The organism is Pectobacterium atrosepticum (assembly GCF_000740965.1).
Taxonomy (GTDB): domain Bacteria; phylum Pseudomonadota; class Gammaproteobacteria; order Enterobacterales; family Enterobacteriaceae; genus Pectobacterium; species Pectobacterium atrosepticum.
In genome coordinates this window covers 3,595,224-3,611,662 of sequence record NZ_CP009125.1, presented here as the reverse complement: position 1 = coordinate 3,611,662, position 16,439 = coordinate 3,595,224, and the positions used below count along the sequence as shown (strand labels likewise).

Below are 16,439 nucleotides of genomic sequence, written 5' to 3'. Positions count from 1 at the left end.
CGGTATGCAGAAAGAGAAACTTTCCGCTTTAATGGATGGCGAAGCAGTAGATTCCGAACTGTTAGGCGCATTGTCACGTGATGACGCGTTGCAGCAAAGTTGGCAAAGTTATCATCTAATTCGTGATACGTTGCGTGGCGATATCAGTGAAAACGTGATTCACCTGGACATCGCTTCTCGTGTTGCCGCTGCAATCGAAAAAGAACCTGTTCGTCTGGTTCCACAAACGCAGCCTGAATCTCAGCCACAACCTGTCGAGTGGACGAAAATGCCTTTCTGGCACAAAATCCGTCCGTGGGGTAGCCAACTGACGCAAGTCGGTGTCGCAGCCTGCGTATCTTTAGCGGTAATCGTCGGCGTACAAAATTACCAACAGGGTAATGCACCTGAGCATGTTGTTGAATCCGGCGTGTTCAGTACCTTACCTGCCATGGGTACCGCTTCTCCTGTGAGCTTGGGCGTGCCGTCAGAAAATATTGCCCCTCACAGCGGCCAACAGAAATCTGATATTCAGCGTAACCGGCTTAACGCCATTTTGCAGGACTACGAATTACAGCGTCGGCTACATGCCGAACACGCTCTGCCGCAGGACGACCAGCAAGCGGCAATTCAGGTTCCCGGCACTCAATCATTAGGAACACAGTCACGGTAATGAAGCGTGTTTGGTCCGCCGCCTGTTTTCTGATTGGCAGTCTGTTTTATTCTACGTTCGCCCCGGCTCAGAATGTTGAGCCGGGCGCGTTGCTGCAGCAGATGAATAGCGCAGTTCGTTCTCTGAATTACGAAGTTTCATTTATCAACATCACCCTGCAAGGATTTGAGTCGGTACGGTATCGTCATGCCGTAGTCAACAATCGTTCCTTGGCGCAGCTGCTGTTTATGGACGGGCCGCGACGCGAGATCGTGCAGCGTGGTAATGAGGTCAGCTATTTCGATCCCGGTTTTGAGCCATTTACTCTCGCCAGCGATCATATTGTCGATTCTTTCCCTTCTCTGGTTTTCGCTGATTTCCAGAAATTATCGCCTTATTATGACTTTATTCCCGCCGACGGAAGGGTGCGCATTGCCGATCGTCTGGCATCAGGGATTCGGGTCATTTCTCGTGATGGCACGCGCTACAGTTACATGGTGTGGATTGATGCGGAATCGAAACTTCCCTTGCGCATTGATTTACAGGATCGTAATGGCGACAAACGGTTGGAGCAATTCTTAACGACATCGCTGATTGTTGACGATGATGTCGTTAGCGTGATGCGTCCGCTGGAAGGGATCAAACTGCCTCCCGTGTTACCCACGCCTGCCGCTGAAAAAGGTGATTTTACCTGGGAGCCAGAATGGTTGCCTGCGGGGATGAAAGCACTTTCGTACAATAAAAAAGTATTGCCCGGTTCGTCTATTCCGATTGAAACACGTCTGTACAGCGACGGTTTGTTCAGTTTCTCGATTAATATTAGCCCGTCTTCTGATGTGAGTGAGGAACAGTCTCTGCTCACGGGGCGACGCTCTATTCATACCGTCATGCGGGGAAATCGCGAGATTACCGTTGTCGGTGATATTCCTCCCTCTACCGCTAAGCGCGTGGCTGACAGTATCGTCTTGAAGGCTGAGCCATGATCAAAGAGTGGGCAACGGTTGTATCATGGCAGGATGGAATCGCAGAGCTGCGGTGTGAGCCGAGTGCGGGATGTGGCAGTTGTAAATCCCGCTCGTCGTGTGGAACGGGCTTGTTAAGCCAGCTCGGGCTTTCCGCTGAAAATACGCTGTATGTCCCTTACGATCGACCTTTAGAGATCGGACAAAAGGTGGAATTGGGTATTTCCGAAGGGCGGCTATTGCTTTCTGCCGCTCTGGTTTATTTCGTTCCGCTGGTTGGGTTGCTGTTTGGGGCTGCGATATTCCAAACGCTATTCGGTACCGATTTGGCTGCTGTTATTGGTGCGTTGTTGGGCGGCGGATTAGCGTTTATCGGCGTGAAGCTGTGGGCAAAGCGGTTAGGTAAGAATAAGCGTTATGAGCCTGTTATCCTGCAAATTGCGTTGCCTGGCACTCTCTTACAAAATTGATCTGTGTGCCTGAGCATCAATGGCGCGCAATGTGGAGACACTGTTCGCTATTTTGTTATCTTTCAACATGATGTTTGCCACGTAATGACACTTTACTTCCTGCTTTCCTCTTGTTGTTCTGCTATTCCAAATAAAACCGTCATAATCAAGGGGAATGCACCGGACATGACTAGGTTTTCACGCTTCTCGCATGTAGAATGCTGCGATTCAGGTGGAATAACATCGCTGCTGTTTTCACCTATGCGCATGCCCATGGGCAAGAATTTCAGGAATATCAAGGTAGAAAAATTTTTATAATGAAGCATATACGAAATTTCTCCATTATTGCCCATATCGACCACGGTAAATCGACGTTATCTGACCGTATTATCCAGATCTGCGGCGGATTAACCGAACGTGAAATGGCTGCGCAGGTTCTGGATTCCATGGATCTGGAACGTGAACGCGGAATAACGATTAAAGCGCAAAGCGTGACGCTGGATTATAAATCGCAGGACGGCCAAACCTACCAGTTAAACTTCATTGATACGCCTGGGCACGTAGACTTCTCTTATGAGGTTTCCCGCTCGCTTGCCGCCTGTGAAGGTGCGCTGCTTGTTGTTGATGCCGGGCAGGGTGTTGAAGCTCAAACGTTGGCTAACTGTTATACCGCGTTGGATATGAATCTGGAAGTGGTGCCGGTCCTAAACAAGATTGACCTGCCTGCAGCTGACCCGGATCGTGTTGCTCAAGAAATTGAAGATATCGTTGGTATCGATGCCACTGATGCTGTGCGCTGCTCCGCGAAAACAGGGGTTGGCGTGCCAGATATTCTGGATCGTTTGGTGCGTGATATTCCGCCGCCGGAAGGCAGCCCTGATGCGCCGTTGCAAGCGCTGATTATCGACTCCTGGTTTGATAACTACCTTGGCGTTGTGTCGCTGGTTCGTATCAAAAACGGCACGATGCGCAAAGGCGACAAAATTAAGGTGATGAGTACGGGTCAGGTGTATAACGCCGACCGTCTCGGTATTTTTACACCGAAGCAGATTGACCGCGATGTATTGAATTGCGGTGAAGTAGGCTGGCTGGTGTGCGCCATCAAAGATATTTTGGGTGCGCCAGTCGGGGATACCCTGACACTGGCACGTCAGCCAGCTGAAAAAGCGCTGCCAGGCTTCAAAAAAGTCAAACCTCAGGTCTATGCCGGTTTGTTCCCGATCAGTTCCGACGATTATGAAGCATTCCGTGACGCGTTAGGCAAGCTGAGTCTTAATGATGCCTCTCTGTTCTATGAACCGGAAAGTTCTACCGCGCTGGGCTTTGGTTTCCGCTGTGGTTTCCTAGGTCTGCTGCACATGGAGATCATTCAGGAACGTCTGGAGCGTGAGTACGATCTGGAACTGATCACCACGGCACCGACGGTAGTGTATGAAGTAGAAACGACGGCTAAAGAAACCATTTATGTCGATAGCCCGTCTAAACTGCCGCCGCTGAATAATATTCAGGAACTGCGCGAACCGATTGCCGAGTGTCACATGCTGATGCCTCAGGAATATCTGGGTAACGTGATTACGCTCTGTATTGAGAAGCGCGGCGTGCAGACGAATATGGTGTATCACGGTAATCAGGTTGCATTGACCTATGAGATCCCGATGGCCGAGGTGGTGCTCGATTTCTTTGACCGTCTGAAATCAACCTCTCGTGGTTATGCATCGCTGGATTACGGCTTCAAACGTTTCCAGACATCGGACATGGTGCGCGTTGATGTATTAATCAACAACGAGCGCGTCGATGCATTGACCCTGATTACTCACCGTGATAACTCACAATATCGTGGCCGTGAGTTTGTCGAAAAAATGAAAGAACTCATTCCACGTCAGCAGTTTGATATTGCGATTCAGGCTGCGATTGGTAACCACATTATTGCGCGTGCGACGGTTAAGCAATTGCGTAAAAACGTACTGGCCAAGTGTTATGGTGGCGACGTCAGCCGTAAGAAGAAACTGTTGCAGAAACAGAAAGACGGTAAGAAGCGTATGAAGCAGGTCGGTAACGTCGAGCTGCCGCAAGAAGCGTTTCTGGCAATTCTGCACGTCGGCAAAGACAGTAAATAAATTCTGAGGAGTTGGCATGGCCAATATGTTTGCCGTAATTCTGGCATTAGTGACGCTGGTCACGGGGATTGTCTGGTGTTTAGAGCGCTTCGTTTGGGAACCCGCTCGTCGGAAAAAATTTGCCGCTATGAGCGGTGCCGATCTGGCCGATGGAGCGATTTCATCGAAAGCCATTGAACAACCAGGCTGGATTGAGACGATAGCATCCGTATTCCCTGTCGTTGCTCTGGTATTGGTTGTGCGCTCTTTTATTTATGAGCCGTTTCAAATTCCATCCGGTTCGATGATGCCGACGCTGTTGATCGGTGATTTTATTCTGGTGGAAAAATTTGCCTATGGCATTAAAGAACCCTTCACGCAAAAGACGCTGATCGAAACGGGGCATCCGAAGCGTGGAGACGTGGTGGTGTTTAAATATCCGTCCGATCCTAAAGTGGACTTTATCAAGCGCGTGGTTGGTGTACCGGGCGATCGCGTTAGCTATAACCCGATTACCAAGCAGGTCACGATTCGTCCATCCTGTCAGGGGCTGCAGGCATGTGATACGGCATTGGCGGTCACATATAGTAATGTGCAACCTAGCGACTTTGTTCAGACCTTCAATCAGCCTGGGGGGGAATCGCGTGGCGGTTTCTATCAGGTGCCTGCCAATGACAACAGTGTAGATGGCACTCGCATGGGTGCGCGCAAAGAGTCATTAGGCAATGTCACACATAATATTTTGTTAGTACCGGGCCAGCAGGATCAGCTTGGTGGTTATTATCAGCAATCGCAGCAGCAGCTTGCGACATGGGTTGTCCCGGCAGGGCACTACTTCATGATGGGTGATAACCGAGACAACAGTCTGGATAGTCGCTATTGGGGCTTTGTACCGGAGAGAAATCTGGTCGGTAAAGCCACCGCTATCTGGATGAGTTTTGAGAAACAGGAAGGTGAATGGCCTACCGGTGTACGTTTGAGTCGCATCGGTGGTATTCATTAATCAAAAGTAAGCATTGATCAAAATAAGATACAGGCAGCATTCTGATGCTGTCCGTTGTAGAATATTTTCTGAAATGTTCTTTTTGAAAGAACGTGCCCTAAATAATACAAATTGCAGGATAAAACGTTATCGTTTGAACCACGCTAACGAACATGCAACGCGAAGTATGACGGGCAGAAAGGCAGGCTCCCTTATGGGAGCCAATGCAAACGAAACAGTTTTGACCGAGTTGGTAAGCAGGGCTGTTCCGTATGCTGCTGTTTTTGACGCATCGTTGATCTATTGGTAACACATGAATCCCATCCTGATAAATCGTTTACAAAGAAAGCTGGGCTATACTTTTCAGCAGTACGAGCTTTTGTTACAGGCGTTGACGCATCGTAGCGCCAGCAGCAAACATAATGAAAGGCTTGAATTCCTGGGTGACTCCATCCTGAGTTTTGTGATCGCCAATGCGCTGTATGACCGTTTCCCCAAAGTTGATGAAGGGGATATGAGCCGGATGCGGGCGACGCTGGTGCGGGGAAATACCCTGGCCGAAATCGCGCGTGAATTCGAACTGGGAGAGTGCTTGCGCCTCGGTCCCGGCGAATTAAAAAGCGGTGGTTTCCGTCGTGAATCGATCTTGGCTGATACGGTCGAAGCGCTGATTGGTGGTATTTTCCTCGACAGTGACATCCTGAATATCGAACGTTTGATCCTGAATTGGTATCAAACGCGTCTGGATGAAATCAGTCCTGGCGATAAGCAAAAAGATCCAAAAACGCGGTTGCAGGAATTTCTGCAAGGGCGCCACTTACCTTTGCCAACCTATCTGGTGGTGCAGGTTCGTGGGGAAGCACACGATCAGGAATTTACTATCCACTGTCAGGTGAGCGGCTTTAGTGAGTCGGTCATTGGCACTGGATCGAGTCGTCGTAAAGCCGAACAGGCTGCGGCTGAACAAGCGTTGAAAAAACTGGAGCTTGAATGAGCGAAGTACAGACACACTGCGGTTTTGTCGCGATTGTTGGTCGACCCAATGTCGGAAAATCGACGTTATTGAATCAATTACTGGGGCAGAAGATCTCTATTACGTCACGTAAGCCCCAGACGACGCGGCACCGCATTATGGGTATTCACACTGAAGGGCCTTATCAGGCTATCTATGTGGATACGCCGGGGCTGCATATTGAAGAAAAACGGGCGATTAACCGCCTGATGAATCGTGCAGCTAGCAGTTCGATGGGGGACGTTGAGCTGATCATTTTCGTTGTTGAAGGTACACACTGGAACGACGACGATGACATGGTGTTGAATAAACTGCGCGATCAGAAACTTCCTGTGCTGTTGGCGATCAATAAAGTCGATAACGTCACGGATAAAACCAAGTTACTGCCGCACATCCAGTTCCTCAGCCAACAGATGGACTTCCTTGATGTCGTCCCGATCTCTGCGGAGAAGGGCTCGAATGTTGATACGATTGCCAGCATTGTGCGTAAGCACTTACCACAAGCAACGCATCACTTCCCAGAAGACTACATCACCGATCGTTCACAGCGTTTTATGGCATCGGAAATTATCCGTGAAAAGCTGATGCGTTTTCTGGGTGAAGAATTACCATATTCCGTAACGGTCGAAATCGAACGTTTTGTGACTAACGAACGCGGCGGTTATGACATCAATGGCCTGATTCTGGTTGAACGTGAAGGCCAGAAGAAGATGGTCATTGGCAACAAAGGTTCCAAGATTAAAACTATTGGTATCGAATCTCGTCAGGATATGGAAGAGATGTTCGAGGCCAAAGTGCACCTTGAGCTGTGGGTCAAAGTGAAATCCGGCTGGGCAGATGACGAACGTGCCCTGCGTAGCTTGGGTTATAGCGAAGACTTGTAAGGTTCACGCCGATGGAAGGCTGGCAACGCGCATTTGTCTTACATGGGCGACCTTATAGTGAAACTAGTTTATTGCTGGATCTGTTTAGTGAAAGCGATGGTCGTGTTCGTGTGCTTGCCAAAGGCGCACGAGCTCGCCGTTCTAGCCTGAAAGGTTGTTTACAGCCTTTCACTCCGTTGCTGGTGCGTTGGAGCGGGCGGGGTGAAGTGAAAACGTTACGCAGTGCGGAGCCCGTCTCGCTGGCGCTGCCACTGACTGGCTCGATGCTGTATAGCGGTTTATACGTTAACGAACTGCTGGCTCGCGTGCTGGAACATGAAACCAATTATTCCGCTCTTTTCTTCGATTATCTCCACTGTTTACAACATCTTGCTGCACAGGATGCTTCTCCAGAACCGGCATTAAGGCGCTTTGAGTTAGCGTTATTGGGCTATTTGGGATACGGCGTTGATTTCTTGCATTGTGCTGGCAGCGGTGAACCCGTGGCAGATACCATGACCTATCAGTATCGAGAGGAAAGAGGGTTTACTGCCAGTTTGGTTGTCGATAATAAAAGTTTTACCGGGCATGAGTTACATTCACTGGCGTCGCGTGAATTTCCTGATGTTGGCACACTGAAGGCAGCAAAGCGTTTCACCCGCATCGCGTTAAAGCCGTATCTGGGTGGAAAACCGCTGAAAAGTCGTGAACTGTTCCGACAGTTCGTTCCTGCTGCTAATTTGTCCAAACCCACTTCTTCTGATAAATAATCCCCTTTCGTCAGTACCCTGACGCTGTGACATCGGTGTAAACTGCCACGTACCGTGCATGACTTTACCGAGGATTTATCATGGCTGAACTGTTGCTTGGCGTTAATATCGATCACATTGCGACACTGCGTAATGCACGTGGAACACCGTATCCCGACCCCGTTCAGGCGGCTTTTGTCGCCGAGCAGGCGGGAGCGGATGGTATCACTGTGCATTTGCGTGAAGATCGTCGCCATATTACGGATCGTGATGTGCGGATCCTGAGAGAGACACTCCAAACCCGTATGAATCTGGAAATGGCCGTCACGGAAGAAATGCTGAACATCGCCTGTGAAGTGAAGCCGCATTTTTGCTGTCTGGTACCGGAAAAACGCCAGGAAGTGACAACAGAAGGCGGGTTAGATGTGGCAGGGCAGCAGGACAAAATTGGTAACGCAGTAGCCAGACTTAGCCAGGCTAACATACTGGTTTCGCTCTTTATTGATGCGGATAAACGGCAAATTGATGCCGCCGTTGCCAGCGGTGCGCCCTATATCGAAATCCATACTGGGGCGTATGCTGATGCGCCAGATGATGAAACTCGTCAGCATGAGTTCGAGCGCATTCGTGATGCTGCGACTTACGCAGCGGCGAAAGGGCTCAAAGTTAATGCCGGTCACGGTTTGACGTACCATAATGTCCTGCCTATTGCGGCGCTGCCGGAAATGCACGAATTAAACATCGGGCATGCGATAATCGGGCGTGCGGTGATAAGCGGGCTGAAGGATGCGGTTGCCGAAATGAAGAGTCTGATGCGGGAAGCACGCCGCTGATGGCGATTCTTGGGCTAGGAACGGATATTGTCGAAATCGCCCGTATCGAGGTTGTGATTGAACGTTCAGGCGAGCGATTGGCTCGCCGTATTCTGACGGATGCTGAATGGGCGCATTATCAGCAGCACCAGCAGCCTGTCCGTTTCCTCGCCAAGCGTTTTGCCGTGAAAGAAGCGGCAGCAAAAGCGTTCGGTACGGGGATTCGCAACGGGCTCGCGTTCAACCAGTTTGAAGTCTTTAATGATGAACTGGGTAAACCCTGTCTGCGGTTTTTTGCTAAAGCGGCAGAGTTGGCTGAACAGATGGGTGTCAGACATGTACATGTGACACTGGCTGATGAAAGACGCTATGCCTGTGCGACGGTGATTATCGAAAGCTGACCGTTCGTCAATGGATTCTCAAATCCTGTCGGCGTGGTGCATTAGCACATATTTTTCCCACAGCTGCTCATTCCCTTCAACATGGTTTGGATCTTTGACGATCGTATTGTCGATGGGACAAACTTTCTGACATGTAGGCGTATCGTAGTGGCCAACGCACTCAGTACAGAGAGTGGTATCTATTTCATAAATGTCCATGCCCATGGAGATGGCCTGATTAGGGCACTCAGGCTCGCACATGTCACAGTTGATGCATTTATGGGTGATGAGTAACGCCATGATGTTCTTCTACCTTACAAACAGGGCGCAGATTATACCCGCTGATGCCCGTTTAGACACGCGTAACAGTTATTGATCGATAATATATTGTCGACTGCCCCCCTGTTGTCTTCAACGCACCTCTCTTTCGAAGCATCTTACTGTGAGTTTTTTGTGTTTTCGGAGATCTTCAGCATGCAACCTATTGGCTGCATAAATAGTGAGGTTACAGGGTAAAATTACCATCTGTTCGTTAAATTGGTTTTATACGTATGCTTTAGACTGTATCAATCAGCCAGTGCGACTGTGTTTATTGGGTTTTAATTTATTGATTTACAATTTAAATAAATTTAGTTGTGATATTGAACCACTTATTTTTGTAATATCGATGGACATCGATTTAATTGGTATTACCGATGACGTTTGCATCTGGAGAGTCAATGACGGTGCATGTCCATATGATATAATTTTATAACTAATAGTGTCAGTTTAATGGCGGAACTCATAGTGCAGCAGGAAGGTCATCTTAATCTGGTTGGGGCAGGATTTTTCCAACAGGGAAGCGCTGAAGCATTAGGCGCTGATTACTGGCACCAATGCCAACGGCGGTATACTTTTCAGCCCATTTACCGAACATCAGGTAAATTAATGGCTATTGAGTTACTGACTTCCGTTTTTTCTCCTACCCTGCCGCAAAAATTTATCTCTCCTGAAAAATACTTCGCAAATATTGATGTTGAAACCCGCCTTCTAATTATTGTAGAACAACTGCAACTTTTATCTCAGTGGAATTTTCGATTTATTCGCGACGATCTTTTTGCCTCTGTCAACATTGATGGCATGACGTTACTGGCGTTACAGAATAATTTGGAAGCCAAGCGCCTGATCGCAGCGATGCCCTGGATTCGTTTTGAAATGGTCGAAAATCAGGGAGGGCTGCCGAAAGAAATATTAACCAAGCTCCCTGAAGCACAAACCTTGTGGCTGGATGATTTTGGCTGCGGTATGGCGAATTTTTCATCACTTATGCTGGCTCAGTATGACTGTATCAAAGTGGCGCGTGAGCTTTTTATTCTCCTACAACAAAGTAGTGAGGGTCGGACCGTTTTTCCTGCTCTGATCGCTTTACTATCGCGCTTTTGCAATTATGTGGTGATTGAGGGAATTGAAACACAGGAGGAATGGGCGATTGTTCAGGCATCACATGCTTATGCCGCCCAAGGTTACTACCTCTCGCGTCCCCAGCCATTTGAGAATTTTGAAGCATTGAAGCCTGAACTATAGGTGATAACCTGTTGTTTAGGCTATCACTTTACTTATTAACGTACTGCTATCGGTTCCCCGCTCGCCCTTCGCCATATCAATTCATTATATTCCCTAACGTTTCATTTTTGTATAAAAAAAACGCAACTAAAGTATTTTGATTTTTCCTCTAGGTGACAAAGTAAAATGCTGTTTTTTGTTTTATTTTTGTTATTTGATTCTTATTTTATTTGTTATGACGGTGTTTAATTTTAAAGAGGCTAAAGAAAGGAGGGCTGCGGATTTTGCATCAAATTATGACATATATAATCGGAGGTTTGCGTTAATGATTTTATTTTTTTCTTTTAATTATTTGATTTTTAATGGTAAAAAAATATAATGTTTACTGTTAACGATCAAAAATCATTTTGTGATAGATTTTGTTGATTAAAACAATGATACTTATTGGTATAATTGATTTGCTTACAAAAAATTGACGTTCAGAATATATTGCTATGTACCTTTAGGAATATTCTTTTATTCCATTAGAGAAGCTTATAACCCGAACAATTACTACTATTAAATTAAGATACTCTTTTGAATTTGCTGTTTTTATTTGCGCACAGTGATATGCGAGGGCTTTATGCTGACGTTGCTATGTTTCTAAATACTCCTGCTTCATGGAGCGTTTTTTCTTTCATCCTTTCTGCTCTCCGGAAATGCACCAACCCTGAAAATCTACGGGGTGGGGGTTTGTTACCGAGATTTTTCGTCATCAGCGTTGTGATTTGTACGATCAGGACCACCCGGGCCTGAGGAGAGTGTTATTGTGTATGAAATTATAATAACCCTACTATTGCTACTGTTATTGTTTTCTTCTGTAAAAAATAGAAAAATTAAACAAAAGTTTAAAACTGAGCAGAAAAAACAAGATTTTCTCAACATGACTTTCTTTGCAATGGAATATAGTCCTGCCTCAATTATGATCGCAGATGAAAATTGTGAAATTATTTATGTAAATCGTCAGTTTATTACCATGTCTGGCTATATGCCGGATGAGGTTATTGGTAAAAAAACGAATATATTAAACTCTGGCATGACCAATGCCAGCGTCTATGAAGATCTGTGGGCTACCATAAATAAAGGTAATGTTTGGAGTGGTGAGTTCGTTAACCGACGTAAAGATGGGCAGTTGTATTGGGAAAAGGCCAATATCGTTAAAATATATAATAAGGCGAGTAACACGACCCAGTATGTCGGCATTAAATTAGATATTACGGAGCGAAAATCACAGGAGCATCATGATAATTCATACAATCGTGCGCTAGAGCTGTTATCAAGCGGTGCGCCGCTGAAGGATATCCTGGATGCGATCATTTTCAGCGTTGAGGAAAAAAATCCTGGCCGAATTGTCTGTTCTGTACTGCTAGTCGATAAAGACAAGAAATGTCTGACGCTTGGATCTGCGCCGAGCCTGCCGGGTTTTTATAAAAATGCCATTCACAACGTGAAAATTGCCGATGGTGTCGCTTCTTTTGGGACCGCGGCTTATACCGGTAAACGCGTAGTCGCTGATGATATCTCAGTTCATCCGCATTGGTCGCTGTACAAAGGGCTTGCATTATATGCCGGGCTGCGTTCCTGTTGGTCTGAACCTATCATCGGGCAGAACAAAGAAATATTAGGTGTTTTAAGTGTTTACCACCGCAAAGTGTATGTGCCGACCGAAGACGAAATTTTCTCTATAGAGAAATCGGCACAGCTGATTGCGATCGCCATTGAGCGCTATCATGCCATCGATATGCTGCGGCGCAGCGAGGAACACTATCGGCAACTGGCGCACTATGACTCATTAACATCATTGGCTAACGGCCTGACGTTCGCCGAGCAAATGGAACAGGCGATTTTGTTATCCAAACAAACAGGCAGGAAAATTGCGCTGATGTTCTTGGATCTCGATAAATTTAAACAGATAAACGATTCATTCGGACATGCTGTCGGAGATTTGCTATTAAAAGAAGCCGCTGCACGTATGCGTGGTGCGGTTAGGGATTCAGATACGGTATATCGCCGTAGCGGTGATGAATTCATTATTCTGCTTCAGGGCATTAAAGAAATTGATAATACACTTTATGTCGCAGATAAAATTCATAACGCGTTGAATAAACCTTTTGAGATCAATGGTAAAATGCTTGATATATCATGCAGTATCGGTATTGCTCTGTACCCAGAGCACGGTTCCGACTCTCTGACGTTGGCAATTAATGCCGATTCTGCCATGTATCAGGCTAAAGCTATGGGGCGGAGTCAAACTCAGATTTATCACAGCATGAACGATCATTAACAAATAGAATAGAAAAAGGGCGCTCAGTTGAGCGCCTTTTTATTATCTTTCTCGTAGTGCTTCTGCTTTTGCGCGAATAATCGGCTTTAACAAATAACTGAGGATGGTTTTCTTTCCCGTTATTATATCAACAGAGGCCACCATACCAGGAATGATAAGAAGGGGTTTATCGGCTGAACCTAAATAATTCTTATCAGTCCGCAGCCGAATAATATAAAAACTGTTCCCTTCTTTATCCGTTACAGTGTCTGGGCTAATTTGTTCCAACTGACCTTTTAAACCGCCGTAGATGGTGTAGTCATAGGCTGTCAATTTTATTATGGCATCCTGACCTGGGTGCAAAAAGGCAATATCCTGAGGGCGAATTTTAGCTTCGACTAACAATTTGTCATCCAGCGGAACAATTTCCACCAGATCACTACCCGGTTGAATCACTCCACCGATGGTATTCACCAAAACCTGCTGCACGATACCGCGAACAGGAGACACAACCAGCGTTCGGTTTACGCGATCTTCGAGTGCTTTACCCGTGGCTTCAATTTTGTTTAGGTTAGTTTGTGCTTCGCTGAGCTGAGATAACGCTTCGCTTCTATAGCGGCTGCGCGTTTCCTCTATTTTATTCTCGCTCTCTTTAGTCGCGGACTCCGCCCGTGGTATGGAGAGTTTGATAGAATCAAGCTGACCACGGGTTTCGACTTCAGCACGGCGCAGGCGTAAAACTTCTACTTTAGAAATGGCGCCTTCTGCGATCAGCGGTTCTGACATTTTAATTTCTTGCTGAAGCAGGCCTAGACTATTGCGGAACTGAATCTCTTTGGCAGAGAAATCCCTCAGTTCCTGACGGCGCTGAATCAACTGCTCTTCCAAGCCGGATATCTCATTATGAAGCTGCTGACGGCGGCTGTTATAAAGCTCTTTTTCTCCTGCCGCAACTTTAGGTGCTTGCGTCGTAATTTCTTCTGAAAGCACTAACTCCTGACCGCTGATTTCGGCAGTCAGGCGCTCAATTCGTGACAGTAGCGCAAGCCGATCGGCTTCGGTTTCACCGACGTTAGAAGCAAAACGCGTATCATCAAGGCGCAGTAAAGGGTCGCCTGCATTAACCACCTGACCCTCACGGATGAACACTTCTGTGACAATGCCACCTTCCAGATTTTGGATTTTTTGTAGCCGAGAAGAAGGGATCGCTTTCCCATCGCCCCGAGTGACTTCATCAATATTCGCAAGCCCGGCCCACAGGATGAAAAATAGAAAAAAAGCACCGATAGCCCATAGCGTGAAGCGAATAGAGCGTGGCGAATCCTCAGCCATTGCCCGGCTCACTTCTGGCATCGTTTGCAGGCTTTCTTCGTCTCCGCCGACAAAATATCGTTTGATTCGTTTGATATATTTACCGAGACGCATTGATCTGCCCCTTCTTCAACGCGTCCATCACGATCGCTTTCGGCCCATCAGCAATAATTTTACCTCTGTCGACAATCACTAAACGATCGACCAGCGCCAGCATGGAAACCCGATGGGTGACCAGCAAGAGCGTTTTCTCCGCAATCACGGGGGCCAGAGCCTGCTTTAGTCGATCTTCGCTGGTGTTATCCATCGAACTTGTGGGTTCATCGAGCACCAGAATCGGCGGATCGAGCAACAGCGCCCTGGCTATTGCGACAGCCTGACGCTGCCCGCCGGAGAGTTGTTGACCGCGTTCGCCAACCTGAAGGTTGTAACCATCGGGGTGCAGACGTGCAAACTCGTTCACCCCAGAAATTTCGGCGGCTCGCAACATAGCTTCGTCTTCGACATAGCGTGCGCCGCTAATGAGGTTATTGCGCAGCGATCCGCTGAATAACTGAATATCCTGAGGAACATAGCCAATATTGTGGCGCAAATCGCTGACATCCAACTGACGGGCATCGACACCATCGATCAGAATATTGCCCGCATCCGGCTGATAGAGATTCACGATCAGCTTTTGTAGCGAACTTTTACCGGAGCCGCTGCGGCCAATGACGCCCACTTTCTCGCCGGGAGCGATAGTCAGGCTGATGCTTTGCAGCGAACTGGTTTTTTGTTCTGGATAATTGAACGTCACATCGCGAAACTCGATACCACCTCGGATGCTTTCGCGCTTTAGTGGGCGTTCGTTATCGCTACGTTCTTGCGGTAGCTGCATCATCTGTTCAGTCGTTTGCATCGTTAAACGTGCCTGCTGGTAACGGCTGACCAAGCCAGACAGTTGGCCTAAAGGCATGAGCGCTCTGCCGTTCAACATGTAACAGGCAATAAGTCCACCCATGCTGAGTTTGCCGTTAATCAGCATATAGACACCGACGACAATCATGGCAACGCCAGCAAATTGCTGGAACCACTGCGTCAGGTTCACCGCCAGTGAGGATAGCGCCTTCACCCGCATTTCCAGCTTGCTTAGGCTGCCAATCGTCTGTTCCCACTGGTGCTGCCGTTCGCTTTCCGCATTGTTGACCTTGATCGCATCCAGACAGCTCAACGTTTCGATCAACGTAGCCTGCCGTTCACTGGCAAGGTGCATCGTTTTCTCGATCGTAGCGGACAGCGGTTTTTGCATCGCCCAACTCGCCAAGAGGGCAATCGGGTAGGCCAGTATGGAAACCCAGACCAGTGGGCCGCCGATGATGCCGATAACCAACAGCAGAAGCAGCGTAAAAGGAAAATCGATCAGCGTCGTCAGCGTCAGTGAAGAAAGAAAATCTCTGAGCGACTGAAATTCATGGATATTTTGTGCAAAGCTACCGACACGTGCTGGCCGAGCCTTCATCGACATACCGGTAATACGTTCAAATAACGTAGCTGAAATGATCAGATCGGTTTTTTTTCCCGCCATATCGAGACAAATGCCGCGCAGTGTTTTGAGTATCAAATCGAAAACAAAAGCACCGGTAACGCCGATAGCCAGCACCCACAATGTTGCTGTTGACTGATTAGGCACGACCCTGTCATAGACATTCATCACGAACAGCGGTGTGGCAAGCGCGATAATGTTCACCAGTAAACTGGCGAGAATGGCATCGAGATAGAGCGAACGTGAAAGCTTAAGCGTATCCTTGAACCAGGATTTGGTGCGAGGAATCAGAGATGGATTCTGTAGATCGAACTGATGGCGAGGCTGTGCGAACATCACCAAACCAAGGTAATTCTGTTGCAGCGTATTGTGCTCAACGGAAATTTCTCCGCCTTCTGTCTCACTGGGCATCAGGCGTGCACTACCGTCAGGGTTCCAACCTAACAGAATCGCCGCTCTTCCTTCCCGTAATAGCAGCATTGCAGGGAGCGACATCTCAGAAATTTTATTCAGAGAACGCTTGAGAACGCGTCCTTGTAACCCAGCACGTGCAGCGGCTCTTGGGAGTAACTTTACGGACAACCGCTGGTTAGCTAATGGTAGCCCAGCGGTGAGTGTGGTACGGCTGACGGATTTCCCCTGCAAGGTACAGAGGATCAGCAAACTATCCAATAAGGGATCATCGTGACGGCTGCGAGGGTCACTATTTTCATGGACGATGGGTTCATGAACGATAGACTCATGGGCGACCGATTCATCAGAACCCTTCGTCTCTTCTACTGAATGCAACTTCATTTAACTGAACGTTCCCTTACGCAACGTAATT

16 protein-coding genes are annotated in these 16,439 nt (G+C 47.6%); 12 read left to right on the top strand and 4 right to left on the bottom strand.

Going from position 1 to position 16,439, the window contains the following annotated elements; genetic code table 11:
- The first annotated feature begins 4 nt into the window (after positions 1-4).
- The 3 genes from rseA to rseC are packed head-to-tail and all read left to right on the top strand — an operon-like array spanning position 5 to position 2,063.
- A complete protein-coding gene (rseA, locus tag GZ59_RS15890; protein WP_011094801.1) occupies positions 5-652 on the top strand; it encodes an anti-sigma-E factor RseA in 648 nt (215 codons plus the stop codon).
- Positions 652-1,614: a sigma-E factor regulatory protein RseB gene (rseB, locus tag GZ59_RS15885; protein ID WP_039293134.1), complete on the top strand. Its 963-nt coding sequence runs from the start codon at positions 652-654 to the stop codon at positions 1,612-1,614. The genes rseA and rseB overlap by 1 nt, the downstream gene beginning before the upstream one ends.
- Positions 1,611-2,063 carry a SoxR-reducing system protein RseC gene (gene rseC, locus GZ59_RS15880; protein ID WP_039293130.1) on the top strand — a complete coding sequence of 151 codons (453 nt, stop codon included), beginning with the start codon at positions 1,611-1,613 and terminating at the stop codon, positions 2,061-2,063. The genes rseB and rseC overlap by 4 nt, the downstream gene beginning before the upstream one ends.
- Positions 2,064-2,155: 92 nt before the next feature.
- Here the strand turns inward: rseC and GZ59_RS23590 are convergent, their stop codons facing one another.
- Entirely contained in the window at positions 2,156-2,368 is a 213-nt protein-coding gene (locus GZ59_RS23590; protein WP_047710066.1) for a hypothetical protein, read from the bottom strand.
- Here GZ59_RS23590 and lepA point away from each other — a divergent pair.
- The 7 genes from lepA (at position 2,360) to acpS (ending at position 8,957) form a co-directional block, all read left to right on the top strand.
- Positions 2,360-4,159: a translation elongation factor 4 gene (gene lepA, locus GZ59_RS15875; RefSeq protein WP_039293127.1), complete on the top strand. Its 1,800-nt coding sequence runs from the start codon at positions 2,360-2,362 to the stop codon at positions 4,157-4,159. The genes GZ59_RS23590 and lepA overlap by 9 nt on opposite strands.
- Before the next feature lie 16 nt (positions 4,160-4,175).
- Positions 4,176-5,141 (top strand): signal peptidase I, encoded by a 966-nt coding sequence (lepB, locus tag GZ59_RS15870; RefSeq protein WP_039293124.1) that lies wholly within the window; start codon positions 4,176-4,178, stop codon positions 5,139-5,141.
- Between the two features lie 292 nt (positions 5,142-5,433).
- Complete coding sequence (gene rnc, locus GZ59_RS15865; RefSeq protein ID WP_011094796.1) at positions 5,434-6,114, top strand: ribonuclease III; 681 nt, start codon at positions 5,434-5,436, stop codon at positions 6,112-6,114.
- Positions 6,111-7,016: a GTPase Era gene (gene era / locus GZ59_RS15860; RefSeq protein ID WP_011094795.1), complete on the top strand. Its 906-nt coding sequence runs from the start codon at positions 6,111-6,113 to the stop codon at positions 7,014-7,016. The genes rnc and era overlap by 4 nt, the downstream gene beginning before the upstream one ends.
- An 11-nt stretch (positions 7,017-7,027) precedes the next feature.
- On the top strand, positions 7,028-7,765 hold the full coding sequence (recO, locus tag GZ59_RS15855) for a DNA repair protein RecO (protein WP_011094794.1): 738 nt from the start codon (positions 7,028-7,030) through the stop codon (positions 7,763-7,765).
- 80 nt (positions 7,766-7,845) lie between these two features.
- On the top strand, positions 7,846-8,577 hold the full coding sequence (gene pdxJ, locus GZ59_RS15850; protein WP_039293121.1) for a pyridoxine 5'-phosphate synthase: 732 nt from the start codon (positions 7,846-7,848) through the stop codon (positions 8,575-8,577).
- On the top strand, positions 8,577-8,957 hold the full coding sequence (gene acpS, locus GZ59_RS15845) for a holo-ACP synthase (RefSeq protein WP_011094792.1): 381 nt from the start codon (positions 8,577-8,579) through the stop codon (positions 8,955-8,957). The genes pdxJ and acpS overlap by 1 nt, the downstream gene beginning before the upstream one ends.
- 18 nt (positions 8,958-8,975) lie before the next feature.
- On the opposite strand, the gene GZ59_RS15840 is transcribed toward acpS, so the two are convergent.
- Positions 8,976-9,236 (bottom strand): YfhL family 4Fe-4S dicluster ferredoxin, encoded by a 261-nt coding sequence (locus GZ59_RS15840; protein ID WP_039293116.1) that lies wholly within the window; start codon positions 9,234-9,236, stop codon positions 8,976-8,978.
- Between the two features lie 471 nt (positions 9,237-9,707).
- Between GZ59_RS15840 and pdeH the strand changes: the two genes are divergently transcribed.
- Both pdeH and GZ59_RS15830 read left to right on the top strand, forming a co-directional pair.
- A complete protein-coding gene (gene pdeH, locus GZ59_RS15835) occupies positions 9,708-10,499 on the top strand; it encodes a cyclic-guanylate-specific phosphodiesterase (RefSeq protein WP_011094789.1) in 792 nt (263 codons plus the stop codon).
- A gap of 787 nt (positions 10,500-11,286) precedes the next feature.
- Positions 11,287-12,801 carry a sensor domain-containing protein gene (locus tag GZ59_RS15830; RefSeq protein ID WP_011094788.1) on the top strand — a complete coding sequence of 505 codons (1,515 nt, stop codon included), beginning with the start codon at positions 11,287-11,289 and terminating at the stop codon, positions 12,799-12,801.
- Positions 12,802-12,843: 42 nt separating this feature from the next.
- On the opposite strand, the gene GZ59_RS15825 is transcribed toward GZ59_RS15830, so the two are convergent.
- The gene (locus tag GZ59_RS15825) at positions 12,844-14,205 is read right to left on the bottom strand and encodes an HlyD family type I secretion periplasmic adaptor subunit (protein WP_011094787.1); all 1,362 of its coding nucleotides are present in this window, start codon (positions 14,203-14,205) and stop codon (positions 12,844-12,846) included.
- Positions 14,192-16,408, bottom strand: a complete 2,217-nt coding sequence (locus tag GZ59_RS15820; protein WP_039293109.1) for a type I secretion system permease/ATPase — start codon at positions 16,406-16,408, stop codon at positions 14,192-14,194. Before GZ59_RS15820 ends, GZ59_RS15825 begins: the two co-directional genes overlap by 14 nt.
- Positions 16,409-16,439: the final 31 nt, after the last annotated feature.